Source organism: Anaerostipes sp. 992a (assembly GCF_001940245.1).
GTDB lineage: Bacteria > Bacillota > Clostridia > Lachnospirales > Lachnospiraceae > Fimousia.
This window is the reverse complement of record NZ_MJIG01000001.1, coordinates 1-26,967: the sequence shown is the minus strand read 5'-3', so window position 1 is coordinate 26,967 and position 26,967 is coordinate 1. Positions and strand designations below refer to the sequence as shown.

Genomic DNA, 26,967 nt, shown 5'->3' with positions numbered 1-26,967 from the left:
CTTTAAAAATGGTTATACATGGTCATCTCAAACCTGGTCCGGTATGCAGATGCCTTTGAACATGCATACTCCAAAATATGATCTTCCTTGTCATATGTGATACTGTGGGTAATCGTAATCGGATCGCCAACTTCAATTCCCAAATGGAGTGCCTCATATTCGTCAGCATGTTCAATTTCAATGACCTTATCCGCCTTATACGGAACATGCCCGTATTCCACTAAAGTATTATGAAGGGAACGACCTCGAAAATCAATGTCCAGTAGCTCAGGACATAGATCATACGGCACATATGCATTGGCCAGTGAATACAATCGATCGTTAATATAACGAAGTCTTTCCAAGTGAAAGACCTTGGTTCCTTTCTCAATTCCCAGCTGAGCCGCCACATCGCTGGTCACCAATTCGATATTTTGCAGTAAAATTCTGCTTTTCGTGTAATCTCCCCGCAGAGATACCTGATTATAGAAAGCAACCGACTGATTTTGCGTGTTGGATTCCACATAATCCTTATTGCCCAGAAAGAAAGTACCCTTTCCGGGAAGCTTTTGAATCTTCTTCTCCTTTTCCAGAAGCATCAAAGCTTTGCGTACGGTCGGGCGGCTTACCCCATAAATCTCACAAAGTTCCCGTTCTCCTGGTAATGGTGAAAAATATGGCTTCTCTCCATAATCCTTCAGCAACCGTTCTTTCAATTGTAGATATAATAGTTGTTTTCCGTCTTTTGCCATTTTCTTTTCCGCCTTATACTCCTTTTTCAGTTATACACCTTAACCACTTATTACCATTGGTTATATTTATTTTACATGATTTCCTAATTATAATCAAGAAGGATTGTCTATATAACACGAAAAGCTGCCGGCTTTTTATGCCAGCAGCTTCTCACTCATGGATGAATATGAATAAATTACAGAATTCCAAGAACTCCACCAATAACACCGATTACAACTAAGATAGCCATAACCGTAGTTGCCTTCATCTGTTTATTTTTTAATAAATATAATGTCAGTAAAGTAACACCAAGTGGAAGGATTCCCTTAAATAACGCATCGAATACTGTTTCCTGTACATTCATTTCCAACGCACCGAATTTAATCACTGCCGGACAGGAGACTGAGACGAACTGGGCGCTGAGCGCTCCTAGTACGATTGCTCCGACACAAGAGGCAGCCGTGATTACCATCTTCAGCTGGTTTCCTCCAAGAATCTTTTCAACTCCATCTTTACCAAGCTCGTATCCCTTCATCCAGCAGATATATGCCAGTGGGAACATGATACCAAACATTAATAATGTATAAATCACAGGTCCTAACAGGTTACCCTGTGAACCAAGAGAAATACCAAACGCCAGTAAGATCGGTGTTAAGGTTCCCTGCCATAATGTATCACCGATACCAGCAAAAGGTCCCATTAAACCAGTTTTTACACCATTGATAGCTTCATCTGTGATTGGAGCTCCATTGGCTCTTTCTTCTTCCATCGCCAATACAATTCCAGGAATTACACCACCAATATGTGGTTCTGTATTAAAGAACTGCATATGTCTCTGAATACATGCTTTATATTCTTCTGGATTGTCACCATATAATTTTTTGATTACGTGTTTATAAGAATGTACTAAACCTGTTGCTTCCAAACGTTCGTAGTTATAGTTTGCATGAGAGAAGAATGTCCATCTCCAGAACGCTCTTACAACATCTTTTTTGGATAATTGTTTTCTTTCTGCCATATTAAAAATCCTCCTCGTCATCATCATCGTCTTCAACTGCCGCAACTGCTGGTTCCTGATTGCTTAAGGTTGTATATAACCAAGCGATTACTACCGCGATCAATGCGATTGCAATTGTTGGAAGTCCTAAATATACACTTAAGATGAATCCTAAAATAAAGAATAATAAGGTTCCTGGTCTGTTAATCGCACGCAGGTTCATAGCAATACCTAATGCAGGTAAAAGTCCACCGATAACTTCTAATACATGAAGTGGTGTTCCTGTTAATACTTTGATCAATCCTGCTACTGCATCAGAACCGAAGTAAACAGCGATCGTTGCTGGAATTACACAAAGACAGAACATCAAAATCTGTGGTGGTACTACATGATAGAAGCAGATCTTATCGATATCGCCTTCTTCTGCAGCTTTATCAGCCATATGAACAAAGGTTACGTCTAATGTCATATGTGCTACCCAGATCATAGTACCTAATAATCCTAAAGGTAAAGCGATGGTTACTGCAGCTGCTGGACTTACACCAGCTGCCATAGCCCATGCAGTACCTACAGTACCTGCAAGTCCTGGATCCTGAGGTGCTGTACCACCGGCAGAAATGAATGCTACATAAGGCAGGTTGATCGCTGCACCAATGATACATCCTGTTACCGGATCACCCAGAATACATCCTACTAATGTACCGGCTACTAATGGTTTGTAAACAACAGAGATACTTCCCAGTAATGAAAGCCATGGAGTACCGATATTACCTAAGTAGTATACAACTCCAATCAAAATGGCCTGGAATAATGAGATTGTCATACTGTTACCCTCCTCTTTTAATATAAATTAAGTTTGACATTTATAATTTCAGAAGCAGCTCGCTTCTGGAATAATTGATTTACAGCATACCTGAAATATCAGTTTCATTATCTTCTGCAATAATACGAACATAACATTTGGAACCCGCTTCAATCAGTTCTCTGAACATCTGCTTTTCTTCTTCAGAAGCAGAAATATTTCTAAAGAATTTGGTTCTTGTTCCGCTTACACCCATGCCTCCAATATCAATTTCATCAAATATAACACCTAATTTCATTAATTTGTGAAGTGTTTCCGGATATTTTACTAGTACGATACAACGGTCTCCTGCAAATCCCTTCTGAAGTCTTGCAGCCGCTTTTTCTACGGTAAAGGTAGCCAGCTTGATGTTGGCAGGGATACAGGTTTTTAATACGCTCTTCATAAATTTGTCCTTTGCCACTCCATCATCAATAATCATGATCTTGTTAGCACTTGTGTAGTTGAGCCAGGATGTCATTACCTGCCCATGAATCAAACGATCGTCAATTCTTGTTAATACAATTCCATCTTTTTCTCCGATTCCCATAAAAAAACTCCTTTCATTTCCGATAGCTGACGATTCTAAATTTCATCTTCCTCGTCGTCATCAGCCATCATTTCCTGATACATTTCGTGAACCTTCACAAAACTCTGCTTTCCGGCTTCGATACAGCTTTCCATTAATTCATCCACAGATCCTGCCATATCTCTTTCCATATAAGCATTTAATACCATTGGCATATTCACACCTGCTACACATGGAAACTCTTTCTTTGCCATGCATTTCATCATCGTGTTGGCTGGTGTTCCTCCCAAGAAGTCAACAAATCCCAGGACTCCCTGTCCTTCATCCAACTCCTCTAAGGCTGCCATAATATCCGCTTCATATTGATCCGGGCTGTCTCCATGATAAAGCCCAAATGCTTTCATATTAGGAGGAGTTCCTGCAATCAGTGATACTGCATCTATCAGTCCCTGTCCTAATCCTGCGTGTGTCGCTATTACAATTCCTATCATTTTGTTACCTCCAAATATATCTTCCATACCATTGGTCTCAAAAATATTACCATAGGTACCATCCTTGCATTTATCTTACAATAAACCGACAATAAAATCAATTAAATTATTCATTCATGTGTTATTTTTGTCTGAATATACAATGACAACATATTACCTTTTGTGCATTTTGCTATTTAATATTACCACCGGTTATTTTTTCTTGTCAAATAATTTCACTCATGTTACACTAAAACCAAGTAAGATTCCGACTAAGAAAGAGGTGACCAGTTTATGACCAGTCAGAAAGGAACCTATCGGGTATCCGCTTCTGTTTCCTGTATGGACCTTATGAACTTAGAACAGCATATGGAACAGGTACAGCAGACAGATATTGATTTTTACCATTATGACGTAGTAGACGGAATTTTTAATCGCTGCTTTATATTAGGAGATTTATTATTAGAAAAGATAAAGCCTTACGCTTCTATTCCAATAGAAGTTCATCTGGCCGTTTACGAACCAGAACGATATTTGTCCCGGTTTGCCGATGCTGATTATATCGCTGTTCATTATGAAGCTATGGACCATCCACTTCAGATCTTTGACAAGATCCGCAGTTATGGTGCCCAGCCAATACTGGCATATAAGGCTTCCACTGTACCAGGAGATGATTTTATCGCTCTGGCAAAGGAATGTCCATGGGTGTTAAAGCTTACGGTAAATCCTGGTTTCTCCGGACAGACGATACAGCCTGCTGCTATTGAACACATTCGCCTGATGGACCATATGATCAAAGAAGCTGGTATCTCAACCCGAATCCAGGCCGATGGTAATGTAAATCCATCTACGATCACACGTCTGGCAGATGCCGGAGCTACCATTTTTACTGGCGGAAGTTCTGGGCTTTTTGTAAAGGGACACAGCATTCAGGAAAACAAAGATATCTTATTATCTTCTATAGAAAGATAATCAATATAAATGAGTATGAAATGGAGGATTTATCTATGTTAGTAACTTTAAAAGAAATCTTGGAAAATGCAAAAGAAGGAAAATATGCCGTAGGTGCATTTAATGTACCAAATCTGGAATCCATTCGCGCTGTCATTGAATCTGCAGAAGAATTAAATATTCCAGTCATCTTACAGCATGCAGAATGCCATGACAACCTGATCAGCTTAGATGAAGTTGGCCCGATCATGGTAGAATGGGCTAAGAAAGCAACCGTTCCTGTATGTGTACACTTAGATCATGGTGAAAGCTTCGAAACATGCATGAAAGCCATCCGTCTCGGATTCACTTCTGTTATGTTTGATGCATCTGCAAAACCATTTGAAGAAAATGTTGCTGGAACAAAAGAAGTGGTGAAAGCTGCACACGCAGTTGGTGTTTCTGTAGAAGCAGAACTTGGTAATATGTTTACTTCTTCTGTCGGAGGCGGAGAAGGACGCGGGCCCGTAGATGCTTCTAATTTTAATTCTCTGGATGACTGCTATACCAATCCAGATTTAGCAAAGCAATTTGTGGAAGAAACCGGTGTAGATGCACTGGCAATCGCCTTCGGGACAAGCCATGGCGTATATTTGACAGAACCTCAATTAGATTTAAATAGAATTACACAGATCAAAGAAAAGATCGATATCCCATTTGTTATGCACGGAGGATCTGGAGTATCTGAGGAAGACTTTAAACAGGCCATCCGGAATGGTATTACAAAAATAAATTATTACACCTATTCTTCTATGGCTGGTGGAAAGGCTGCACAGGAATGGATCGCAAAATGTGAAGCAGAGAATTCTCCTGTCTTCTTCCATGATGTTGCCATGGCCGCACAAAAAGCCATCAAAGAGGATGTAAAAGCAGCAATGAAGGTATTTGCAAGCTCTATTTTATAAATTATGATAGCAACAGGTTTCTTCCTGTTGTCCCATAAAAACTCAAAAAGAAATATGTCCTGCCAGGGGTACAGTCCCAGCAGGACATATTTCTTTATGTCAAACTAAATTTATAGAGATAGGCTTTTATGGTGTATAATCCACAACCAGTCCATACTTGGTCGTATAGGCATTGGATTTCGTAATCGCATAGCTGACTACCCGGCCTTTGTCATCCATAACATCTGCATAGGAGATGATCACCGGTTCTTCTACACCAATACCAAGATGCAGTGCTGTAAACTCATCCGCTTTTTCCACAGCGATAACTCGCTTTCCCTTATCAATCTTAATTCCCATTTCCACCATATATTTTAATAAACGTTTCTCAGTAAAGTCTACGTCCATTACCGACGGACAGACATCATACGGAATATAATCACTAACAAGACACACCAGAACATCCTCTGCATAGCGGATTCTCTGAAGGTGGATCACCAGACTTCCTTCTTCCACATTCAGATGCTCTGCTACCTCCTTTGTTGCCTTTTCTATGTTCTGACGAAGTACCTTACTGGACGTTACATCCCCGGCAAGGGAAATCTGATAATACTCCATCTGAGTCTCGGATCTGCCCCCTTCGCCGACGTAAAAAGTTCCTTTTCCCTGTACTCTTTGAATAATACCTTCTTCACTTAATAATTCCATCGCCTTCCGAACCGTTGGACGACTGACATGATACTTCTGGCAGATTTCTCTCTCTCCAGGAAGCATCTGGATCCCTTCTTTTCCTGCATATTCCACGCTAAAACGATTCTTCAGCTGATTATATAATTCGACATATCGTAGTTGTTTTATCATAATCTATGAGCTTCTCCCTCTACATTCTCTGTATCCTTTAGTAAATTATACCATAGTCAACATTCACTTTACAAAACTTTCTTTTTAATGATAAAATACTTCATCCAAAATCAGTCCTGCAGCAGGGGCTGTCCTGCCTGCATTCTGACGCAGCCTGCTTTCCAAAATTCCCGGTAGCTGCTCTATCGCCATCTCTCCTGTTCCAATCTCCAGTAAGGTCCCTGTTAAAATGCGCACCATATGAAAGAGAAAGCCATCTCCTTCATAAATAAAACGAATCTCATTCCCAATTCTTATGATGTCCAGTCTGGTAATGGTACGAACGGTGGATTTCTTTTTCACCTTTTTCCCACAAAAGCTTTGAAAATCATGGGTACCCATAAGCATCCGAGCCGCCGCCTTCATCTTATCAAAATCCAGCTCACCGATAAATGGATATACATACTTGCGTTCAAAGACATTGTGCTCTGTACTGTTCCAGACACGGTAGATATATCGTTTCCCCGTCACATTCAACCGGCTGTGGAACCGGGGAGAGACTTCTTTTACCTCTGTAATCCCAATGTCCATCGGAAGATATTCATTCAAATACTCTTTGATCTCCTCTTCCGTCATATCCGTATCACATTTAAAGTTGGCTACCTGCCCTCTCGCATGAACTCCTGCATCGGTTCTTCCGGAACCATGGATCTCAACCGGATGAGACAGCATCTTCGCCAGTACATCTTCAATCTTTCCCTGTATGGTATTGCCGGTCCCCTTCTGCCGCTGCCAGCCCTGATATCTGGTACCCTCATAGCTGATCTTCAACCGAATATTTCTCATAATTTCCTCTCCTTCCCGTCGTATTTACAAACATAATTCCCATACATACCAGCAAGATGGAAAGTAAATGTACAAGATCAAAAATATGCTCTCTCAGGAAAATTCCAGAAAGTAACGTACCAAATACCGGAATTAACAGATTATAAATTGCAATCTCGCTGACGGGATTATATTTTAACAGCTGTGTCCATACGGTAAATGCCACAGCAGAAAGAAATATCATATAGGTCAATAATAAAATCCCTTTTGGATTTGCTTCCAAAGAACCGCCCAGTCCATATCCGATCAAGAGTAGCGGAATTCCTCCTAACAGAAGCTGACCGCCGGTTACTACCATTACATTCGTTTCTCTTACCAGCCTTTTGCTATAAAAAGATGCCAATGCCTGTGCCAGAGCGGCAAACATGACAAACCCCTCGCCCAGCAGCGTAAATCCAAACAGGCTGGTTCCATCCATATTGATCAGGACGATCCCCGCAAAGCCCACCAAACATCCCGCTATCTTTCGCACGGACAACCAATCATCTTTATAAAAAAGCGGGGCCAGCAATACACCAAAAAAAGCTCCTGACGCATTGATAATGGAACCTCTGGCTCCAGTAGTATTGGCCATACCTAAGTAGAAGAAGATATATTGTGCCGTTGTCTGCATCAGACCAAGCAGCAAAATTCCGATTATTCGCTTCCCACTGTTCCTTTTTCTTGTATTTTTTTCGACACAATCCTGTTCTCTGCCAGATAAAAATCTGGAAAATAATAACACCACAATTCCTGCAATGCTAAAGCGATATCCTGCAAAAACTATTTTACTTCCTATATCATCTGCTGCAATGGAAAATAGCTCATATCCCGCTTTTACACTTGGATATGCGCTCCCCCACAGAACAGTCGCCACCACTGCCATGCAGATAATAACTATTTTCTTATTCCATATTGTACCCACTTATTTTTCCTCCGTTTTTTCTTACTTTTTCATAATACCGTTAATAGAATCTCTTTGCAACCTTAAATTTTTTTCAAAAAAACCATTGACAAATCCATTTTAACGTTTATAATATGACTCATACAGAAAACAAAGGCGTTTCATCCAGGGGTGAAGCGTCTTTTTTTGTATTATGGCATAGGGCAATCGCTTCTATACTGCCTTGCCCCTGAATATGAAAAACTCTTGTGTTTTTCATAGTTCTGAAATAATAAAGGAGGTAAATATATGAAAAAGCTTGAAATCATCATCAAACCAGAAAAGCTGGAGACCGTAAAGGGAATCTTAGAAGCTCAGAAGGTCAGCGGTCTTATGATTACCCATATTATGGGATTTGGTAAACAAAAAGGATATACTCAAAAGTATCGTGGAAATGAAATGAACGTAAACCTTCTTCCTAAGGTAAAGGTCGAAACGGTCGTTAGTGATGATGCTGCATCTAAAATCTGTGACATTATCGTCAAAGAAGTCAGCACCGGCGAATACGGTGATGGTAAAATCTTTGTTTTCCCAGTAGAAGATGCAATCCGTATCCGTACAGGCGAACGTGGCGAAAAAGCAATTTAATATTATGAAGCAGTTCAATCAATTTATTATCAATGGGGATAATTGTTAATCAGATAGGTTCTATCCACTTCTATCTGATGAAGAATTATCCCCTTTTTTGTTTTCAAAAAGGAGGATATAAAAATGGCAGAAATTGCAGAATTACAAAGACTTATGGATATTATGTGGACGATGATCGCCGCATTTTTAGTATTTTTTATGCAGGCCGGATTTGCAATGGTAGAAACCGGTTTCACAAGAGCCAAAAACTCTGGTAACATTATTATGAAAAACTTAATGGACTTCGTATTAGGATCCATCTTCTTCTTCCTGTTTGGATTCGCTGTTATGTTTGGTGGCGATAATCCTTTCATCGGAACAAGCGGATTCTTCAATCCTTTTAGTTTAGATTTAGATGCATTTGATGCACTGGCACCTGGAGTATTCTTATTCTTCCACACAGTATTCTGTGCAACAGCATCTACTATCGTATCAGGAGCTATGGCTGAAAGAACAAAATTCTCTTCTTACTTAATCTATAGTGCATTGATTAGTATTCTGATCTATCCTATTACTGGTCATTGGATCTGGGGTGGTGGATTCTTATCTACTATGGGATTCCATGATTTCGCTGGATCTACAGCTGTTCACTCCGTTGGTGGTTGGTGTGCATTAGTTGGTGCCTCTATCGTTGGCCCTCGTATTGGTAAATACAAAGATGGTAAACCTCAGGCTATTCCAGGACATAACATTCCACTTGGTGCTTTAGGTGTATTCATCTTATGGTTCTGCTGGTTTGGATTCAACTGTGGTTCTACAACCGCTGCTACAGATACTCTTGGACATATCGCTGTTACAACAAACCTTGCCGCTTGTACAGCAACCTTAACTGCTTTGATCGTTACATGGGTACGTTACGGCAAACCTGATGTTTCCATGACATTGAATGCTTCCTTAGCTGGTCTGGTTGGTATTACTGCCGGTTGTGACATCGTAGGATATTATGGAGCTATGGCAATCGGTGTCATCTGTGGTATCGTTGTTATCGCTATTATCGAATTTTTAGATAAAGTATTAAAAATTGATGACCCTGTTGGTGCATGTGGTGTTCACTTAGGATGTGGTGTTGTCGGTACCTTCTTAACTGGTGTATTTGCACTTCCTGACTTCTTAGCAGAAGCTGGCATGACAAGAGCGCACTTCATCGGTGTTCAGGCACTTGGTATTGCATGTGTTGGAATTTACACTTGCATTCTTGCCTTCATCATCTTCAAGGGAATTGCCGTAACTGTTGGTTTAAGAGCAGACGCAGAAGACGAAGAAATTGGTATGGATATTTCTGAACATGGTATGAGCGCATACGCAGACTTCCAGATCAATTCTAATAACTAAGATTCCTATTCCCACTATTTTATAAAATGTTTTAAAGCCAAGGGACTGTGGCAAAACGAAGTGAAACGGTTTCACTTCTGAAGCACAGTTCCTTGGCTTTTTCTATAAAATGCGGGTTTTGTGGACTAAATGAAGAAGAAAATTTCTCCTCCTGCGCCTAGGATGCCAGAACGTAAGAACAACCAAAGCTGTCTGGATTTACCCCGAGCCAAACCCTAATCCGCTCCGCTAGTCGGGCTTGGCATGACACAAGACGAACTGCATTCCTTTTTTCCATAACAGTTGGAAAGGTAAGTAAACTTCCCTACCAACTGTCCTATGGAAAACAGTCATCTTCGATGCCTGAAGCAGTTCTGGTGATAGAATCCAGCCAACAGGTTGTTCTAACATTCCGCATATGTCGCTTTCGGAGAAGTTTTCTTCTTTTCCATGTTCCGTTTCTCCATATGAATATAGGAAAAACATGTATCAGGTTTGGAAGCTCCGCAGCCTGATCCCTGACTGAAATGATACCGTTTTTATAATATTGCATCTATATAAGTTGGGAAAACGGGGATATGGTCTATGAAAAAGCCTTCTTCTTTGCCACACTCCGTTTCTCCACATGAATATGGGAGAAGCCAATACACTACAAAGAACGAAACCATTCCGGTAAAGCAATCTGCGGAGGAGCTTACATGTTTTCTCAGGCAGAAAATCTTTACCAAAAGCAGTGCTTTTGGTCGTCCATAAGGACAAATGGCTGGAAGCTGGCTTACATAGCCATTTGTGAATGGACGAGGGATAAGATTTTCGTCTGTTATGGTGTAGAAAAAAAGAAAACATGTATCAGATTTGGAAGCTCCGTAGCTTGATTGCTGACTGGAATGACTTCGTTCTCACTCACTACCCCATAGTCAAAGAAACCCGCATTTGCTATATTAAAAAAAGAAGGGATTTCCACCCTAACTAAAATTTAGTCATTGCGGAAATCCCTCTTTCATAAATTATGATCTTTCTATTTGTGAGCTGCCTGATAATCCAAAGCTGCTTTGATAAATCCTTTGAATAATGGATGTGGTTTATTCGGTCTTGACTTAAACTCTGGATGAGCCTGTGTAGCAATAAACCAAGGATGAGATGGAATCTCGATCATCTCTACGATTCTTCCATCTGGAGAGCATCCAGAAAGCATCATTCCATTCTCTACAAATGCATCTCTATATTCATTATTCACTTCATAACGATGTCTGTGACGTTCGTGAATTTCTTTTTCTCCATATAATTCATATGCTTTTGACTGATCCGCCAAAATACAAGGATAAGATCCAAGTCTTAAAGTTCCTCCAAGATCTGTCACTCCATCCTGATCCGGCATAATATGAATAACCGGATGTTTTGTCGTTTCACTGAATTCATGACTGTGTGCATCCTTCCAGCCAATGACATGGCGTGCATATTCTACCAATGTCAGCTGCATACCAAGACATAAGCCAAGATAAGGAACCTTGTTCTCTCTTGCATACTTAATAGATTCGATCATTCCTTCAATACCACGGTCTCCAAATCCACCTGGTACGATGATCGCATCTACTTTGCCTAATACTTCTTTTACATTATAGGAGCTGATTCTCTCTGAATCCACCCACTTAATCTCCACATCTGTATCATTAGCAACACCACCGTGTTTTAAAGATTCTACAACGCTGATGTATGCATCGTGAAGGCTTACATACTTTCCAACTAATGCAACGGTTACTTTATGCTTTGGATTCTTCCATGCATCGATCATACGGATCCAATCTGCCAGATCTGGTTCTGGACAAGGCAGCTTTAAGCACTCACATGCAACCTGAGCAAGTTTTTCTTCTTCCATCATCAACGGAACTTCATATAATACTTCTGCATCCAGATTCTGAATAACATGGTTACGATCTACATTACAGAACTGTGCAATCTTATTACGAATTGCAGAATCTAATGGGTAATCAGAACGACATACTAAGATATCTGGCTGAATTCCCATTCCCTGCAGGTCCTTAACACTTGCCTGTGTTGGCTTTGTCTTTAATTCCTTAGATGCTTTTAAGTATGGAATCAACGTAACATGAATCAGAATACAGTTTTCACGACCCACTTCATGCTGGAACTGTCTCAATGCTTCTAAAAATGGCTGACTTTCGATATCGCCTACTGTACCGCCAATTTCAATAATTGCTACTTCCTGAGCCGTCGCCTGATCATCTCCGCGGTAAAAACGACTTTTGATCTCATTGGTAATATGAGGAATTACCTGTACTGTATTACCCCCAAAATCTCCTCGACGTTCTTTTGAAAGAATACTCCAGTATACCTTTCCTGTTGTTACGTTAGATTTTTTATTTAAACCTTCATCGATAAATCTTTCATAGTGCCCTAAATCCAGGTCTGTCTCCGCACCATCATCTGTAACGAATACTTCTCCATGCTGAATTGGATTCATAGTACCTGGATCAATATTAATATATGGATCAAATTTCTGACTCGTTACCTTATAACCTCTCGCTTTTAATAGTCGTCCCAGGGAAGCGGCTGTAATTCCTTTCCCAAGTCCGGACACAACTCCACCCGTTACGAATACGTACTTAACTGGCATGATTTATCCTCCTGTTAATCTGCAAAATAATTAGTACTTTCTTGTCATTTAAAAATTCTCATAATTTAAAGAATAATACTACCACATTATACATGGAAAGTACAGTATTTTCTAGTGTTTTTCCATATTCTTTGGATTTTTATGCTCCAGCACAGAAAGGAAGGCACTTGGCACCCTCCTTCTTATATCAGATACCTTACGATATCCTTTTTGTCCTTCATTTTTGATAGAAAGAATAAGGCATATAGCAGCTTATAATATAATAAAAGAAAGAAAAAATTAGTATTTAAACGTTTGTTTGGATTGAATCTTGTATCATAAAGTCGAGATGGATGATTGTTCTTTCTGAATTCATACACTTAATGGGGATATCTTCTTAGAGTATTAAACGTCCTGAATGTCAGATGAATAAGCTTTTGCTGCCTTATTCTTTCTAACCTTATATTAACATACATTTTTTTACATTTCAACTATTAATTTACATTTTCTGTAAATTTCTCATTACACTGGCAATCGGAAGTCCTACCACGTTATAATAATCTCCACAGATTCCTTTGATAAAAGCTGCTGCCTTTCCCTGAATTCCATATGCACCTGCCTTATCCATGCTTTCTCCAGAAGCAATATAAGCTTCCATTTCCCCTTCTGAAAGTGGATAAAACTCTACCATGGTCTCTTCATAAAAGGTCTTCTCTTCCTTATTCGTAACCAACGTCACGCCAGTATATACAAAATGTTTTTCGCCACTTAACATGGCAAGCATTTCTCTGGCTTCCTGTTTATCCTTTGGCTTTCCAAGAATCTTTCCATCGTAGGCTACTACCGTATCAGCACCTAGTACGATGACACTCTCATCGCCCAGCTGCTGATATACATCCATCGCCTTCTGTCTGGATAGTTCCATCACGATTTCCGCCGGAATCTCTTTGGTAATCACTTCCTCTACCTGACTTGGAATGACCTTAAATGTCATTCCCACCTGCTCAAGGATCTCCTTTCTCCGTGGTGACCCAGAGGCTAAAATCAATTGTTTCATTCTCTTTCCCTGCCTTTCACAGCAATTATATCAGCTTTTATTTTTTATATAAAGTCAGTTTATAATTTATATTCTTACCCGATTCATCCGTATAAACCGTACCACGGGAAATCTTCCATTGATAGCCATCCCTGCTGCCCTTTTCATCATTTTTTATGCATGACAGCTGTCCTGCCAACCGGCTTGCCTGAGCCTCTTCCATCCCAAACAATACAAATAGCTGCTGCACCGGTTCTCGTTCTTCTTCCTCAAACAAAGGATCTCCATAAAGGATTCCTGCTCGTTCTATAAAAAAATCCAGCTGAAGGATTCCTGTTTCATCCATGGTCAGAATAGCTCTTATTCCCTTTCCATCGCTGCCATCATCATAGGCCGTTTTATCATCTTTATATAAATAACAGCCTATTCCTTTATAATATCCCTGACTCATCAAATTCTCTACCATCCATCCGCAATTCTCCACAACCGTCTGCACCTCATCCAGATACCGATAGTTTTTTAACTGCTTTCTATTCGCCCGGAAATAGATACCGCCAGAATCATAAACCACCTGGATTCCCTGAAAGATCTTCTCACCTCCGCTTTCCATAATTCTCACCTTCTTCTGATCCTTTGTTGTTGCCTCCACTCCCCTTTCTTCCATTCGCTTCATCCAGTCTGCCAGTCCCTCTAATCCCTGATCCTCCAGTTCCTTTACCCATTTTTGCTCATACATATGATACGGAAAGATTTGGGACAATGTTCCATGCTTTTTGCAATAACAATAGATTCCATTTCCCTTCTGTTCATAGGAAAATTCACTTAATTTTCTATCGTACATTCCAAAAAAACAATCATCCTCGATTCCTTCTTTTTCATTGCCAAAAAACTCAATGGAAAACTCCATCACTTCTTCGTCATAGACAGGTAGACTTTTCTCTGCCACTGCCCATAGCTTTTTTTCAAACTTGGAGGCGGAAGAAAGATTGTTGTTATATTTTACCGCAACATTATACGCCTTTAAAATCTGATTTACATATTCCTCATTGACTCCCATATCCCAATTCTGGCTTTCCATATTCTCCAGATCCTGTTTCATTCTTCCCACTGCTCCAGCCTCCTGCTTATAAGAAACAGATAGCAGAAAAAATACTGCCACCAGGACTATGGAAGTTCCCATGGCGATTCTATGCCTTCTTTCCCGTACCTCCTTTGTCATCAACACTGTTGCTTTCTGCCTTTTTAAAACTACAATTACGATCAGCATTAGAATCAGGGCAACACCTGCAAAAGAAATCCAGACACTCACTAATATCCCCTCCTTTTCATCAGATTATGAGCTGCTACTGCAAATAACAGTGTAAATCCTGCGATTCCAAACAGAACCAGCCATCCATTCTCAAGATCATGATAGAGAACCAGATTGGCAAAGATACCAACACCGATACAGCCTCCCAAACCTGTCAGCACAAGAATCCTCATCCATCCAATCCGAAAAAGGCCTTCCACATGCTGATCATTGATTCTGCAAAAATAATATCTGGACAACATCAGACAGATAACAATTACCAAAATTGCAAATGCCATCTTTTCCCAGGATATCTTACAGGAAATCGAATAAAACATACTATCCACTTCCGTTGCTTCATACATATCATCTAATACAAGTAGAACTAAATCTTTCCAGCTTCCAACCACACGCTCCAATATTTTGACAATTTTCATCGAAGAATATACTGGTAGGATCCCTCCCGCAATTGTTACACCAAGATATGCCGGTGTGCATATAATCCCAGTGCCAAATAAAGCTGCCAGTATATTCTTTCTACAAGCAATTTGCATGAAAAAGAAAATACTATAGCATGCGGTTCCCCAGATCCAAAGGAGAACCAATATCTTCATATAGTTTCCCACCTGCTCCAGTTCCATCCATTTTTTCCAATTTACATCTAACAAGTACAGTTCCTGAATCCATGAAAGATTTCTTACTCTCAGGATAAGCACTCCAACTGTATATAGTAACCATGGGATGGTATATGCCAACACGCCTCGCAGCCAGGCTCTTGCAAAAAGCACCCGTTCTGTCACCGGCAATGAAAACATCCATTCCCTTGTATCATCCTGTCTGATATCCCAGAAAAGGCATAGAACAATTAAGCCAATGGTAACCAGAAAAAGGAGATGCCATACACAAGATATCTCTTTAAATATTTCAAATAAAGTATTCATTGCTCCACAATCCACATAGCCATCATACATATCGGGAGTGTTAATATAACCGTTATTCCATAAGGTTGCAATATTGTCAGAAAAGCAATATAACATAAAACAACTGATCACTGCCATCCCCAGGGTAATCTTATTCAGTCTCCTGTCTGTACATTTCCATATCTGTCTGCCCTTCATCAGAATCTCTCCTTTCCTGTCTTATGTCTTTTCCCTGTCACCCCTGCTAGTTTGTTACTAACGATCATAATCAGCCCTGCTATCACAACACTTGCCAAAAGCAATCCCATAGCCTTTCCAGCTTCTATAGTTCCTCCCGGATTGTTATAATAAGAAAAGCACTTCATTCCAATACTGTCTATGCATATGCTTTGTTCCCCCAGATTATATATCTCTGAAGCCAGATTTGCACATTCTACAAGAATAGAAAATACGAGCATCCAGACTGCCACAACCGTGATTGGCCATTTTCTCTCCATAACTTCCGGCATTTTTTCTGCATCTTTTTTCCCACTTTTTACAAAAAACAGAATCAAAAGGATCAAGATCAAGGCCATAACAATATAAATATATGCATAATGGGAAATCTGCCATTGAAATATATTCAGATGATAATCATTGGCATTTTCGAATATCAACATTTCCATTCTTTCCTCTCCCAGCATCTTAAAATAATGTTGAGATGCCTGTTTGGGATAAAGGAACGTATACAAGATATTATTGAGCCAGGAATACAGTCCAACACCGTTTCCCTTTAAATACATAAAAATAAATTTGGTCACGTTTTGCAGGAATAAAATGCAAATTCCAAAACCTCCAAAATAAACGCCCAACACCTTTTTGTTGCTTTTCACTTTGGTATGCAGCCACATTAGCAGGCTGACCAACATGACATCCAAAAGGATGTATGCAAGAAAGCTCAATCCCATATCTGTCTTAGAAACCTCTGACAGATTCTTTCCTGCGGCAACTATCATCATGATTCCCGCCATCATCCAGGACAGCACAACAAATCCACAAATGCCTTTCCACTGATTCATCCAGACATCCTGTCGCCTGACCGGAAGCACATAAAACAGTTCCCCCTCTCTCCGTCCTTTTACAGTTACCAAATAAGAATGGGTTACGATCAAGGAAACTCCTAAAATCAGAAGATGTACAAATGGCATGTAATAATCCGTTATAATGTTTAAAATCCCTGAAAGTCCCCATTGACTTCGATCCCAGTCTACCGTCGTCAGATATAAAAAGATGATTACTATACTGATGAAAAAAACGATTCCATTTCTCTTTCTATAATATCGCTTCATCCTACTCATTCCCCCAGTTCTCGTATAAGAAGATCTCCTCTAACGAAATTGGTATCTCCTCAATCAGGCTGGCTCCCGCAGCTCTTAATGCTTTCTCACAAGCTTCATCAAATCCCTTCCAGACAATGGTATAAATGCTTCCCAGATTGGAATAATGCAAGATGCCTTCCCATTGATCAAAGCCTTTTGGAAGTCCCTTTTCCATTACAATTTGAAGCTTGGTAATAGCTTCTTTCATCTCATCAATACTTCCTCCACCGATGATCTGTCCATCCCGAATCATGGTCATACTGTCACAGAAATTTTCCAGTTCATTCAAATGGTGAGAAGTAATCAATACTGTCATATTCCTTTCCTCTACCTCTTTGATGATAAAGTCCATCACCTGCCGCTTTGCAATGACATCCAACCCTTCTGTAGGTTCATCAAGGATCATCAGCTCTGGATGCATGGATAGGTTTAAAATCATTGCCAGACGCATCTTCTGCCCCTTTGAGAGCTGTTTAATGAACTTGCGCTCATCAATCCCCATCACCTCATTAAAATCGTTAAAATCATCTCTCTGAAACGTTGGATACAATTCTGCATACAAGTCAATGATTTCATCCACATGATAGTTGGAAAAATACTCATTTCGGTCTGCCACATAACCAACCTTTTCCTTAATACGCGGTTGATCATAAATATCTCCCCCACAGATCTGGATGCTTCCCCGATCCGGGCGATAAATTCCAGTCAGGCATTTGATCAATGTGGTCTTCCCTGAACCATTTCTTCCGATCAGTCCATGAATCGTCCCTTTCTCCACATGAAACGTAATATTCTTTAATACCGGCTCCTTCCCATAGCCTTTATATAAACCGTTTACATAGATCATGCTTCTTCCTCCTTCATTTCTTCACAAAGCTCTGTTATCATTTCATGAATTTTCTCTACTCCAATTCCCATATAAAGCAATTCCATGAGCAGAGGGCGAATCTGTCTCTTTACATCCGATATCTTATCTTCTACGGGAATCTCTGGCTTTTTCGAAGCAATGTATGCTCCTTTTCCCCGAACTGTCACTATGACCTTCTCCTGCTCTAAGATCCGATAAGCTTTCTGTACCGTGTTAGGAGTTACATGAAGCTCCCTTGCCATCTTACGCACGGAAGGCAGCCCATCTCCCGGCTTTAAATATTCCTTCATAATATTCTCTTTTATCTTTCGGATCAATTGCTCATAAATTGGTACGCTACTATAAATATCCAATTGAAACATCTTATCCCTCCAATCTGTATTAACTGTACCACTACGAATAATACAGTTAGTATAACAGTACCTTCATTTACTGTCAAGAATTTCTTATGTAATAAAAAAAGAGACATAACAAATGTTATGTCTCTAAAGAGCTGGGCTAGCAGGATTCGAACCTGCAGATACTGGAATCAGAATCCAGGGCCTTACCATTTGGCGATAGCCCAACATTATGGAGTACTTTGTATGCTGTGTTTTGTGTTCAGCACCTCAGTACATTTATGTATTATACAGGAGTGTACCCCAAAATGCAATAGTTAATTTTAAACATATTTAATTTTATTTCTTCTATTTTTATTGTGCAATTTAGACATTTTTTGCCATTTTCACAATAAAAAGGAGTCTTTTGTGGAAAAAGAACGTTCTTCACTCCTTCTCAACAATGACTCCTCTTATCTTCATTATTTTACAATTCTTCGAACTGCTTTTACTTTCATGATCGTAACAGATGAAATCTTAATTCCTCCCTTTGGATATGGCTTGGAGTTGCTTGCATGTACGATCTTATTATTACCAATATAGATTCCAACATGTCCAGAATAGCAAATCAGGTCTCCTACTTTTCGGTTGGAAAAACTTACGGATTTTCCTGACTTTCTCTGTTCACTGGAAGTTCTAGGAAGTTTATATCCAAAATGCTTGTATACAGATTGTGTAAATCCAGAGCAATCCGCACCATTGGTCAGGCTGGTTCCACCATAGCGATATGGATTACCTACAAACTGCTTCGCATAGTTGGCAACCTGCTGCCCTGTTGTAGTCTTGATCTTTGTCTTGGATAAATACTTGGTCAGAACAAATCCTTCTTCTCCATTCTTCTTCACAACTGTCCAGCTTCCGCTTGTTCCATAGCAGGTAATCTTTGCTCCCTGGCTGAACTTTCCAAGAGATGCAGAACCCGTAGAAGGTGTCTTTCTTATATTGATGCTTGACTTTACGTATCTTGTGTAGCTGCTCGTATATGTAACGACTGGCATGCTTTTAGACAGATACTTTGTTGATACATATCCCGGTTCCCCCTCAAAGGATACTTTCGTCCAGTCTCCGCTTGTTCCTGTACAGGTAACCTCATCCTTCCAATAATACTTTCCTAAAATAGAAGATGATGCAGATGCCTTGGCTCTGATATTCAGAAAATCAACTGTCACATATCTGACATAAGACGCTGCTGTTTCCTTCTCTCCTGCTGTTACAACGATTCCCATACTCATTACGAGAACCAAACAAATAGCCATCAATTTCGTAACAAATTTCTTCATAACTTCTCCTCACTCTTACATTTATTTTAAATAAATATTACAAAATTATTTCACAAATTGGTAATTAACATTTTTATTATATCACGTAAAAATAAGAGTGTAAAGAAATAAAGAGCATAAATCCCAGATTTATGCTCTTTTCAGACTGTAGACAAAGTTTGTGCTGGAGATAATCTCCAGCACCACTTTTCTTTGAAAAATGACTTTTCTTTTAATAACCGCCAAATATTATGGATGGTTGAGATTCTTTCTTCCCTTTTGGCCAGTATCCTGGCCAGTTTTTTCAGGTTCATACATGCAAAAGTAAGCCCCGCTTTCATCTCCATCCGGGCTTTTCCTATGTATTGTGTATAACGAAATCCATGCTGCTCTTTGGCTGTTCCGAAAATCCTCTCGATTGTCTCCTTTCTTAAGTCATATATCTGTTTATTGCCAAGTGTATGCCTGATGTCCTCTGCTTTCTCCATATATTCTTCCCACACATGGCGGGTGATCACTTTTATATGTTCTTTGCTTTCCGTACATCTATGAAGATTTGGACAACTGGCACATATTTCTCCGCAGCTTACGTATTCCCTATAACCCTCCCTGTTTGTCGTATGATAGGATAATATATGGTTTTCCGGACATATATAGCAGTCATAATACTCATCATATACATACTCATATTTTCGGAAAAAACCTTCCTTTGTCATTGGCCTTTTGTATGGGAACAGCGGCTCGATACCATCTTCTAACAACTCATGGGCGATTGCTGGTGTACGATAACCGGCATCTGCTATGATCATAGCCGGTGAATAGATCTTTATCTTGTCATAAAGTGTTTTGAATGTCCGGCTGTCATGTTCATTCCCCGGATGAATGCTGTATCCCAGGATCCAGCCATGTTTATCACAAGCTGTTTCCACTGCATAGGCAAAAACATGTTTATGCTCGCCTTTACGAAACCAGCCGCTTTCCGGATCACTGATACTGCATTTCTGCGTTTTAATTCCTTCTGGAATTTCTTCTTCCTTTGTATTATCACCGCTCCCGCTGCCGGATGGGGGATCATTTTTGTCTTTTTCTTTCAAAGGCTTTTTCCCATGCGCTTCACGATCCCTGGATATTTCCTTCTGTAGTTTCTCTTCATACCAAAGGGCCTGTTCCTGTGCAACTCTTTTTCGCATTTTTTTGCTGTTTGCACATGCTTTCACATGAGTGGAATCCACAAAGATCTGATCGGTGTCCACCAGTTTAAATTTCATGCAGTCTTCCAATATTTTTGCAAAGATCTGCTCAAAAAGATCTGTGTCCTTAAAACGGCGTGTATAGTTTTTTCCAAAGGTTGAAAAATGTGGTACCGGATCCATCATGTCTAATCCAAGGAACCATCTGTAAGCAACGTTTACTTCAATCTCCTTGATAGTCTGTCTCATACTTTTAATTCCATAAAGGTATTGAATAAAAGGAATTTTGATCAGCATAACAGGATCCATGCTGGGTCTTCCATTATCAGAACAGTATTTTTCTTCTACAAGATCATAGATAAAAGTCCAGTCGATGGCTTTATCAATCAAACGCAGCATATGGTTTTGAGGAACCATGTCATCCATACAGAACATCATCATCTGTTCCCTTTTTTTGTCTGCATTTTTTGTCATCATAAAAAACACCGCCTTTCTGATATTTCAATTATATCAGAAAAACGGTCGTAAACATAGAAAAGCCCGGCTTTCGCCGGGACTTTGTCTACAGTCTGTAAAGAGCATAAATCCCAGATTTATGCTCTTTTATCGCTATCGTTGTTTTATTATCCTATTCTAAAATTATTGCATATTACTTAATAATTCTTCTACTGCTTCCTTTGTCGCCAGGCCTTCGGAAAATGCACTTGCGCTTCCTGTGGCAATTCCCATCTTTAATGCATTTTCATAAGTTCCTTTCTGCAAATATCCTGCAATGAAACCAGCAACCATGGAGTCCCCTGCCCCAACAGAGTTCTTAACCGTTCCTTTTGGAGTTGCTGAAATATGTGTCTCTCCATCTTCTGTCACAAGAATTGCTCCATCACCTGCCATAGAAATCAGAACGTTTCTTGCTCCTCTTTTCTGAAGTTCTTTTGCATAATGAATAATTTCATCGTTATTCTTTAATACGACTCCAAACATTTCACCCAGCTCATGGTTATTCGGTTTGATCATAAATGGATGATATTTTAATACATTTAACAATAAATCCTTTGTTGCGTCTACTACGATTCGAATATCCTTTTCCTGTAAACGAGCCATGATTTTCTCATAAATGTCTTCCGGAAGTGTATTTGGAATACTTCCTGCCAATACAAGAATATCTCCATCTTTAATTTCATCTAATTTTTTATACAATTCTTCCAGTTCATCATCGTGGATCATCGGTCCCTGTCCATTGATCTCGCTTTCTTCCTGTGATTTAATCTTGACATTGATTCTGGACATTCCTTCCCGTAATGTAATAAAGTCAGAGGATACACCTGTGGCTGCTACCCCATCGGAAATTTCTTTTCCAGTAAACCCTGCCACAAATCCCAATGCAGTACTTTGAATTCCCAGATTCTTCAATACAATGGAAACATTAATTCCCTTTCCACCATAATAGATATCTTCTTGTGCTGTTCGATTTACCATTCCCAATGTTAAATGATCAACCTTTACTACATAATCAATTGCTGGATTAAATGTCACCGTATAAATCATAACTTTTTCCTTTCCTTATCAAACTTCAATAATTTTTGTGCTTTCTTTATAAATCTTATCTGTCAATCGATCCGTTATAATAATGGCATCCTCAAGGTTACCAAACGTAACAGATGAATTAACAGAGAATTTTGAATAATCTGCCAAAATATAGGCGTCATAGGAGTGCTGCATTGCCATTCTTTTGATCTGAGCCTCTTCAATATTCGGCGTAGAATATCCCGCATCCAAAGATATACCATTCGTTCCAAAAAATCCTTTTGTAAAATGATAATTTTGAATGGATTTTTCTGCCTCACATCCAACCATTGCTTCCGTAATCTGACGTATCTTACCTGCTATCATATAGGTTGTCAGACCCCTTTTCGTCAGATTCATCGCAATTTCCAATGAATTGGTTACGTATACTGCCTTTTTCTCTTCCAGATAGGGAAGCATACTGGCGGTTGTCGTACCAGCATCCAGATAAACAAAGTCTTCCGGCTCTATCAAAGAAGCTGCATATCGTCCAATACTCTCTTTCTGAATCGTATGGATCTCCTTCCTGATTTCAACCTGATCCTCATGAGTCACCTTATTTCGAGGTTCCAAATAAGTTGCTCCACCATGAACTTTATTTAATTTTCCCATTTTGGCCAACGCATTCAGATCTCTACGAATCGTAGACTCGGATATGTTTAATTCCTTTGTTAAAACGGCAACGGATACGGCTTTTCTCTGTTCTAGTGCTTGTAAAATATAATTATATCGTTCCTGAGTAAGCATCTTATCCCTCCTTTTTTATAATATAGCATACTTTATTTTTATTTTCAAGCTTTTTCAATCATTTCCGGTCATTTTCAATCACATATGGTATTTTTATATTTTTATGAAAAAAAACTCTGCTCTGCAGGATTCCAGGCCTGCGGCAGGTCACTCTTGTGACATCTTTCTATCCACCATAGTACAATGTTTTGTTACATAAGAAATTCGAAGAATTTCTTATGTAATCACAACCACCGGCTCAGCCGGTGGTTTGTACTTGCCCTATAAGGGCAAATTACCGGCACTAGAGTCTAAAGACTCATCGAATGGTTCGCCAACTGCAACATCATTTACCTATGGAGCCCTAAAGGGCTCATTTTATTTATTTGCTTTTACTGGCTCACCCGTAAACGGGTCAATATACTCTTTTAATGTCATTTGATCATATTCTAAATCCTCTTTTAACTGATTTTGAATATACTCTTGTATTTTCTTTGCATTCTTCCCTACAGTATCTACATAATATCCTCGACACCAGAAATGTCTATTTCCATATTTATACTTTAAATTTGCATGTCGTTCGAATATCATGAGTGTACTTTTTCCCTTTAAATACCCTACAAAACTTGAAACACTTATACTTGGCGGAATCCTCACCAGCATATGTACATGATCTGGACAGATTTCTGCCTCCACTATTTCTACACCTTTTCTTTTGCATAGCATACTCAGAATATTAGCTATATCTTGTTTTAACTTTCCGTATGCCACTTTTCTTCTATATTTTGGTGCAAAAACAATATGATACTTACAATTCCATTTTGTATGTGATAAACTACTAATATCCATTTGGATAACCTCCTTTGATTTTATGTGGTTGGCGAACCAACATAATTATATCATTGGAGGTTTTTTACTGTAAGCTGAAGCAATGCTGACTCACCGGCTGAGCCGGTGGTTTCTTTGTTCCTCAAAGTTTCGTTTCTCTGCCTGAGAAACTCCACAATGATGAACAGGCTTAAAGCCTAACAATAAAAAAAACTCTTATTACAAGAAGTAATAAGAGTTTTCCTACGTGGGTTAGAGGATTCGAACCCCCGGCCTTTTGGTCCGTAGCCAAACGCTCTATCCAGCTGAGCTAAACCCACAAATATGAAATTTTCGTTTTGTAAAAAACGAATGCCGGCGACCGGAATCGAACCGGTACGGGAGTATAAGTCCCGCAGGATTTTAAGTCCTGTGCGTCTGCCAGTTCCGCCACGCCGGCATGCAACCTTTCGGTTACGATGGGACCAACAGGGCTCGAACCTGTGACCCCCTGCTTGTAAGGCAGGTGCTCTCCCAGCTGAGCTATAATCCCATTTTCTGAAAATATAAAATTTTCAAACGACCCAGAAGGGACTCGAACCCTCGACCTCCGCCGTGACAGGGCGGCGCTCTAACCAACTGAGCCACTAGGCCATATTCCTTTATCAATATCTTATCTTCAGTGATGAGTGGACCTTCAGGGACTCGAACCCAGGACCGATCGGTTATGAGCCGATTGCTCTCACCAACTGAGCTAAAGGTCCTTAATAAGGAAAAGCCGACGATCGGACTTGAACCGATAACCTGCTGATTACAAATCAGCTGCTCTGCCAATTGAGCCACGACGGCTTATTAATCACTTTAACAGCAATTAATGATGACTCCTACGGGAATCGAACCCGTGTTACCGCCGTGAAAGGGCGATGTCTTAACCGCTTGACCAAGGAGCCAGATAAAAACTCCCCGAGTAGGACTCGAACCTACGACAACGCGGTTAACAGCCGCGCGCTCTACCGACTGAGCTATCGAGGATTATTAAGGTTGTACCTTAAAAACTACATACAGATATCTTCTTAACCTTCCATCTCTTCCTGTACGTTCAAACATCTCTACAGCCATTCTCTGGTTAAGACCTCGACCGATTAGTGACAGTCAGCTCCATGCATTGCTGCACTTCCACCCCTGCCCTATCTACCTCGTCGTCTTCAAGGGGTCTTACTTCCGAAGAATGGGAGATCTCATCTTGAGGGGGGCTTCACGCTTAGATGCCTTCAGCGTTTATCCCTTCCAGACTTGGCTACTCTGCTATGCCGTTGGCACGACAACAGATACACCAGCGGTCCGTCCATCCCGGTCCTCTCGTACTAAGGACAGCTCCTCTCAGATCTCCTGCGCCCACGCCGGATAGGGACCGAACTGTCTCACGACGTTCTGAACCCAGCTCGCGTACCGCTTTAATGGGCGAACAGCCCAACCCTTGGAACCTGCTACAGCTCCAGGATGCGATGAGCCGACATCGAGGTGCCAAACCACTCCGTCGATGTGAACTCTTGGGAGTGATAAGCCTGTTATCCCCAGGGTAGCTTTTATCCGTTGAGCGATGGCAATCCCACTTTATACCACCGGATCACTAAGTCCTACTTTCGTACCTGCTCCACCCGTCGGTGTCACAGTCAAGCTCCCTTCTGCCTTTGCACTCTGCGAATGGTTTCCGACCATTCTGAGGGAACCTTTGAGCGCCTCCGATACCCTTTCGGAGGCGACCGCCCCAGTCAAACTCCCCACCTGACATTGTCCCCCAGCCGGATCACGGCTGCTGGTTAGAAATCCAATACTGCAAGGGTGGTATCCCAACAGCGACTCCTCATGGACTGGCGTCCATGGCTCCACGTCTCCCACCTATCCTGTACATGCAGTACCGAATCCCAGTATCAAGCTAGAGTAAAGCTCCATGGGGTCTTTCCGTCCTGGCGCGGGTAACCAGCATCTTCACTGGTATTTCAATTTCACCGGGTGTGTTGTTGAGACAGTGCCCAAATCATTACGCCTTTCGTGCGGGTCGGAACTTACCCGACAAGGAATTTCGCTACCTTAGGACCGTTATAGTTACGGCCGCCGTTTACTGGGGCTTAAGTTCAGACCTTCGATTGCTCTAAGCCCTCCCCTTAACCTTCCAGCACCGGGCAGGCGTCAGCCCATATACTTCACCTTGCGGTTTTGCATAGACCTGTGTTTTTGCTAAACAGTTGCTTGGGCCAATTCTCTGCGGCCTGCTCTCGCAGGCACCCCTTCTCCCGAAGTTACGGGGCCATTTTGCCGAGTTCCTTAACAACACTTCTCCCGTCGGCCTTAGGATTCTCTCCTCATCCACCTGTGTCGGTTTACGGTACGGGCACATGAAATACGATAGCGGCTTTTCTTGACAGCCAGGGGCAAGGGCTTCGCTACTTATGTTCGCTCCCCGTCACGTCTTCGGATCGCACCGCGGATTTGCCATCGGTACTCCTACCTCGCTTGGACCGGACTTTCCATTCCCGGCTCCCTCTTCCTGTCTGTGTCCCCACAGTTCTGATTTCATGCGGTACAGGAATCTCAACCTGTTATCCATCGACTACGTCTTTCGACCTCGCCTTAGGCCCCGACTTACCCAGAGCAGATCAGCTTTACTCTGGAAACCTTAGATATTCGGCCAAGAAGATTCTCACTTCTTTCTCGCTACTCATTCCGGCATTCTCTCTTCTTAACCGTCCACTGCTCCTTCCGGTACAGCTTCCACCGTTTAAGAATGCTCCTCTACCAATCACTACGTGATTCCACGGCTTCGGTGTCGTGTTTCAGCCCCGGACATTTTCGGCGCAGGACCTCTCGACTAGTGAGCTATTACGCACTCTTTGAATGAATGGCTGCTTCTGAGCCAACATCCTAGTTGTCTTCGAAATCCCACATCCTTTTCC

General features: G+C 40.7%; 26 protein-coding genes, 9 tRNA genes and 1 rRNA gene. 5 read left to right on the top strand and 31 right to left on the bottom strand.

Features of this window, described 5'->3' with window-relative positions; genetic code table 11:
- Positions 1-2 precede the first annotated feature (2 nt).
- From BHF69_RS00175 to BHF69_RS00155, 5 genes are all read right to left on the bottom strand, one after another.
- Entirely contained in the window at positions 3-731 is a 729-nt protein-coding gene (locus BHF69_RS00175; RefSeq protein ID WP_075669073.1) for a GntR family transcriptional regulator, read from the bottom strand.
- A 176-nt stretch (positions 732-907) separates the two neighbouring features.
- A complete protein-coding gene (locus BHF69_RS00170) occupies positions 908-1,729 on the bottom strand; it encodes a PTS system mannose/fructose/sorbose family transporter subunit IID (RefSeq protein ID WP_202816988.1) in 822 nt (273 codons plus the stop codon).
- Position 1,730: 1 nt separating this feature from the next.
- Positions 1,731-2,531: a PTS mannose/fructose/sorbose/N-acetylgalactosamine transporter subunit IIC gene (locus BHF69_RS00165; RefSeq protein ID WP_075669071.1), complete on the bottom strand. Its 801-nt coding sequence runs from the start codon at positions 2,529-2,531 to the stop codon at positions 1,731-1,733.
- A 79-nt stretch (positions 2,532-2,610) separates the two neighbouring features.
- Positions 2,611-3,099, bottom strand: coding sequence for a PTS sugar transporter subunit IIB (locus tag BHF69_RS00160; RefSeq protein ID WP_075669070.1), 489 nt, complete (start codon positions 3,097-3,099; stop codon positions 2,611-2,613).
- A gap of 35 nt (positions 3,100-3,134) precedes the next feature.
- On the bottom strand, positions 3,135-3,569 hold the full coding sequence (locus tag BHF69_RS00155) for a PTS sugar transporter subunit IIA (RefSeq protein ID WP_075669069.1): 435 nt from the start codon (positions 3,567-3,569) through the stop codon (positions 3,135-3,137).
- A 273-nt stretch (positions 3,570-3,842) separates the two neighbouring features.
- Between BHF69_RS00155 and BHF69_RS00150 the strand changes: the two genes are divergently transcribed.
- Both BHF69_RS00150 and BHF69_RS00145 read left to right on the top strand, forming a co-directional pair.
- The gene (locus tag BHF69_RS00150) at positions 3,843-4,520 is read left to right on the top strand and encodes a ribulose-phosphate 3-epimerase (protein ID WP_075669068.1); all 678 of its coding nucleotides are present in this window, start codon (positions 3,843-3,845) and stop codon (positions 4,518-4,520) included.
- Positions 4,521-4,555: 35 nt separating this feature from the next.
- Positions 4,556-5,443, top strand: coding sequence for a class II fructose-bisphosphate aldolase (locus BHF69_RS00145; protein WP_075669067.1), 888 nt, complete (start codon positions 4,556-4,558; stop codon positions 5,441-5,443).
- Positions 5,444-5,569: 126 nt separating this feature from the next.
- Here the strand turns inward: BHF69_RS00145 and BHF69_RS00140 are convergent, their stop codons facing one another.
- The 3 genes from BHF69_RS00140 to BHF69_RS00130 form a co-directional block, all read right to left on the bottom strand.
- Complete coding sequence (locus BHF69_RS00140) at positions 5,570-6,283, bottom strand: GntR family transcriptional regulator (protein WP_075669066.1); 714 nt, start codon at positions 6,281-6,283, stop codon at positions 5,570-5,572.
- A gap of 84 nt (positions 6,284-6,367) precedes the next feature.
- The gene (gene truA / locus BHF69_RS00135; RefSeq protein ID WP_075669065.1) at positions 6,368-7,108 is read right to left on the bottom strand and encodes a tRNA pseudouridine(38-40) synthase TruA; all 741 of its coding nucleotides are present in this window, start codon (positions 7,106-7,108) and stop codon (positions 6,368-6,370) included.
- On the bottom strand, positions 7,077-8,051 hold the full coding sequence (locus BHF69_RS00130; protein ID WP_242946061.1) for a DMT family transporter: 975 nt from the start codon (positions 8,049-8,051) through the stop codon (positions 7,077-7,079). The genes truA and BHF69_RS00130 overlap by 32 nt, the downstream gene beginning before the upstream one ends.
- Before the next feature lie 267 nt (positions 8,052-8,318).
- On the opposite strand from BHF69_RS00130, the gene BHF69_RS00125 reads away from it, so the two are divergent.
- Together BHF69_RS00125 and BHF69_RS00120 are read left to right on the top strand one after the other, a co-directional pair.
- On the top strand, positions 8,319-8,657 hold the full coding sequence (locus BHF69_RS00125; protein ID WP_075669064.1) for a P-II family nitrogen regulator: 339 nt from the start codon (positions 8,319-8,321) through the stop codon (positions 8,655-8,657).
- 123 nt (positions 8,658-8,780) lie between these two features.
- Entirely contained in the window at positions 8,781-10,028 is a 1,248-nt protein-coding gene (locus tag BHF69_RS00120) for an ammonium transporter (RefSeq protein ID WP_075669063.1), read from the top strand.
- A gap of 228 nt (positions 10,029-10,256) precedes the next feature.
- Here BHF69_RS00120 and BHF69_RS14070 read toward each other — a convergent pair whose 3' ends face one another.
- The gene (locus BHF69_RS14070; protein ID WP_158022526.1) at positions 10,257-10,418 is read right to left on the bottom strand and encodes a hypothetical protein; all 162 of its coding nucleotides are present in this window, start codon (positions 10,416-10,418) and stop codon (positions 10,257-10,259) included.
- A 287-nt stretch (positions 10,419-10,705) separates the two neighbouring features.
- Between BHF69_RS14070 and BHF69_RS14065 the strand changes: the two genes are divergently transcribed.
- A complete protein-coding gene (locus BHF69_RS14065; RefSeq protein ID WP_158022525.1) occupies positions 10,706-10,882 on the top strand; it encodes a hypothetical protein in 177 nt (58 codons plus the stop codon).
- Between the two features lie 143 nt (positions 10,883-11,025).
- Here the strand turns inward: BHF69_RS14065 and BHF69_RS00110 are convergent, their stop codons facing one another.
- The 22 genes from BHF69_RS00110 to BHF69_RS00005 form a co-directional block, all read right to left on the bottom strand.
- Positions 11,026-12,642, bottom strand: coding sequence for a CTP synthase (locus BHF69_RS00110; RefSeq protein ID WP_075669061.1), 1,617 nt, complete (start codon positions 12,640-12,642; stop codon positions 11,026-11,028).
- Positions 12,643-13,120: 478 nt separating this feature from the next.
- Positions 13,121-13,678, bottom strand: a complete 558-nt coding sequence (locus tag BHF69_RS00105) for a Maf family protein (RefSeq protein WP_075669060.1) — start codon at positions 13,676-13,678, stop codon at positions 13,121-13,123.
- A 37-nt stretch (positions 13,679-13,715) separates the two neighbouring features.
- Positions 13,716-14,966, bottom strand: coding sequence for a hypothetical protein (locus tag BHF69_RS00100; RefSeq protein ID WP_075669059.1), 1,251 nt, complete (start codon positions 14,964-14,966; stop codon positions 13,716-13,718).
- Positions 14,966-16,063 (bottom strand): hypothetical protein, encoded by a 1,098-nt coding sequence (locus BHF69_RS00095; protein ID WP_075669058.1) that lies wholly within the window; start codon positions 16,061-16,063, stop codon positions 14,966-14,968. The genes BHF69_RS00100 and BHF69_RS00095 overlap by 1 nt, the downstream gene beginning before the upstream one ends.
- Positions 16,063-17,193 (bottom strand): hypothetical protein, encoded by a 1,131-nt coding sequence (locus tag BHF69_RS00090; protein WP_075669057.1) that lies wholly within the window; start codon positions 17,191-17,193, stop codon positions 16,063-16,065. Before BHF69_RS00090 ends, BHF69_RS00095 begins: the two co-directional genes overlap by 1 nt.
- A 1-nt stretch (position 17,194) precedes the next feature.
- On the bottom strand, positions 17,195-18,070 hold the full coding sequence (locus tag BHF69_RS00085) for an ABC transporter ATP-binding protein (protein WP_075669056.1): 876 nt from the start codon (positions 18,068-18,070) through the stop codon (positions 17,195-17,197).
- The gene (locus BHF69_RS00080; protein WP_075669055.1) at positions 18,067-18,453 is read right to left on the bottom strand and encodes a GntR family transcriptional regulator; all 387 of its coding nucleotides are present in this window, start codon (positions 18,451-18,453) and stop codon (positions 18,067-18,069) included. Before BHF69_RS00080 ends, BHF69_RS00085 begins: the two co-directional genes overlap by 4 nt.
- A 131-nt stretch (positions 18,454-18,584) precedes the next feature.
- Positions 18,585-18,656, bottom strand: a tRNA-Gln gene (locus BHF69_RS00075).
- A 234-nt stretch (positions 18,657-18,890) separates the two neighbouring features.
- Entirely contained in the window at positions 18,891-19,748 is an 858-nt protein-coding gene (locus tag BHF69_RS00070) for a C40 family peptidase (RefSeq protein ID WP_083650858.1), read from the bottom strand.
- Positions 19,749-19,888: 140 nt separating this feature from the next.
- Positions 19,889-21,394, bottom strand: coding sequence for an IS1182 family transposase (locus BHF69_RS00065; protein WP_075669054.1), 1,506 nt, complete (start codon positions 21,392-21,394; stop codon positions 19,889-19,891).
- A 162-nt stretch (positions 21,395-21,556) separates the two neighbouring features.
- Positions 21,557-22,462: a 1-phosphofructokinase gene (gene pfkB / locus BHF69_RS00060; RefSeq protein ID WP_075669053.1), complete on the bottom strand. Its 906-nt coding sequence runs from the start codon at positions 22,460-22,462 to the stop codon at positions 21,557-21,559.
- An 18-nt stretch (positions 22,463-22,480) separates the two neighbouring features.
- Positions 22,481-23,227, bottom strand: a complete 747-nt coding sequence (locus BHF69_RS00055; protein ID WP_075669052.1) for a DeoR/GlpR family DNA-binding transcription regulator — start codon at positions 23,225-23,227, stop codon at positions 22,481-22,483.
- A 357-nt stretch (positions 23,228-23,584) separates the two neighbouring features.
- Positions 23,585-24,055: an IS200/IS605 family transposase gene (gene tnpA / locus BHF69_RS00050; RefSeq protein ID WP_075669051.1), complete on the bottom strand. Its 471-nt coding sequence runs from the start codon at positions 24,053-24,055 to the stop codon at positions 23,585-23,587.
- A gap of 225 nt (positions 24,056-24,280) precedes the next feature.
- Positions 24,281-24,354, bottom strand: a tRNA-Arg gene (locus BHF69_RS00045).
- A gap of 32 nt (positions 24,355-24,386) precedes the next feature.
- Positions 24,387-24,473: transfer RNA gene (locus BHF69_RS00040), tRNA-Leu, on the bottom strand.
- Between the two features lie 20 nt (positions 24,474-24,493).
- Positions 24,494-24,566: transfer RNA gene (locus BHF69_RS00035), tRNA-Val, on the bottom strand.
- Between the two features lie 27 nt (positions 24,567-24,593).
- Positions 24,594-24,667: transfer RNA gene (locus BHF69_RS00030), tRNA-Asp, on the bottom strand.
- 36 nt (positions 24,668-24,703) lie between these two features.
- Positions 24,704-24,777 (bottom strand) — tRNA-Ile (locus BHF69_RS00025).
- 12 nt (positions 24,778-24,789) lie between these two features.
- Positions 24,790-24,862: transfer RNA gene (locus BHF69_RS00020), tRNA-Thr, on the bottom strand.
- Positions 24,863-24,891: 29 nt separating this feature from the next.
- Positions 24,892-24,963: transfer RNA gene (locus tag BHF69_RS00015), tRNA-Glu, on the bottom strand.
- Positions 24,964-24,972: 9 nt separating this feature from the next.
- Positions 24,973-25,045 (bottom strand) — tRNA-Asn (locus BHF69_RS00010).
- A gap of 90 nt (positions 25,046-25,135) precedes the next feature.
- Positions 25,136-26,967, bottom strand: a 23S ribosomal RNA gene (locus BHF69_RS00005); the annotation flags it as partial.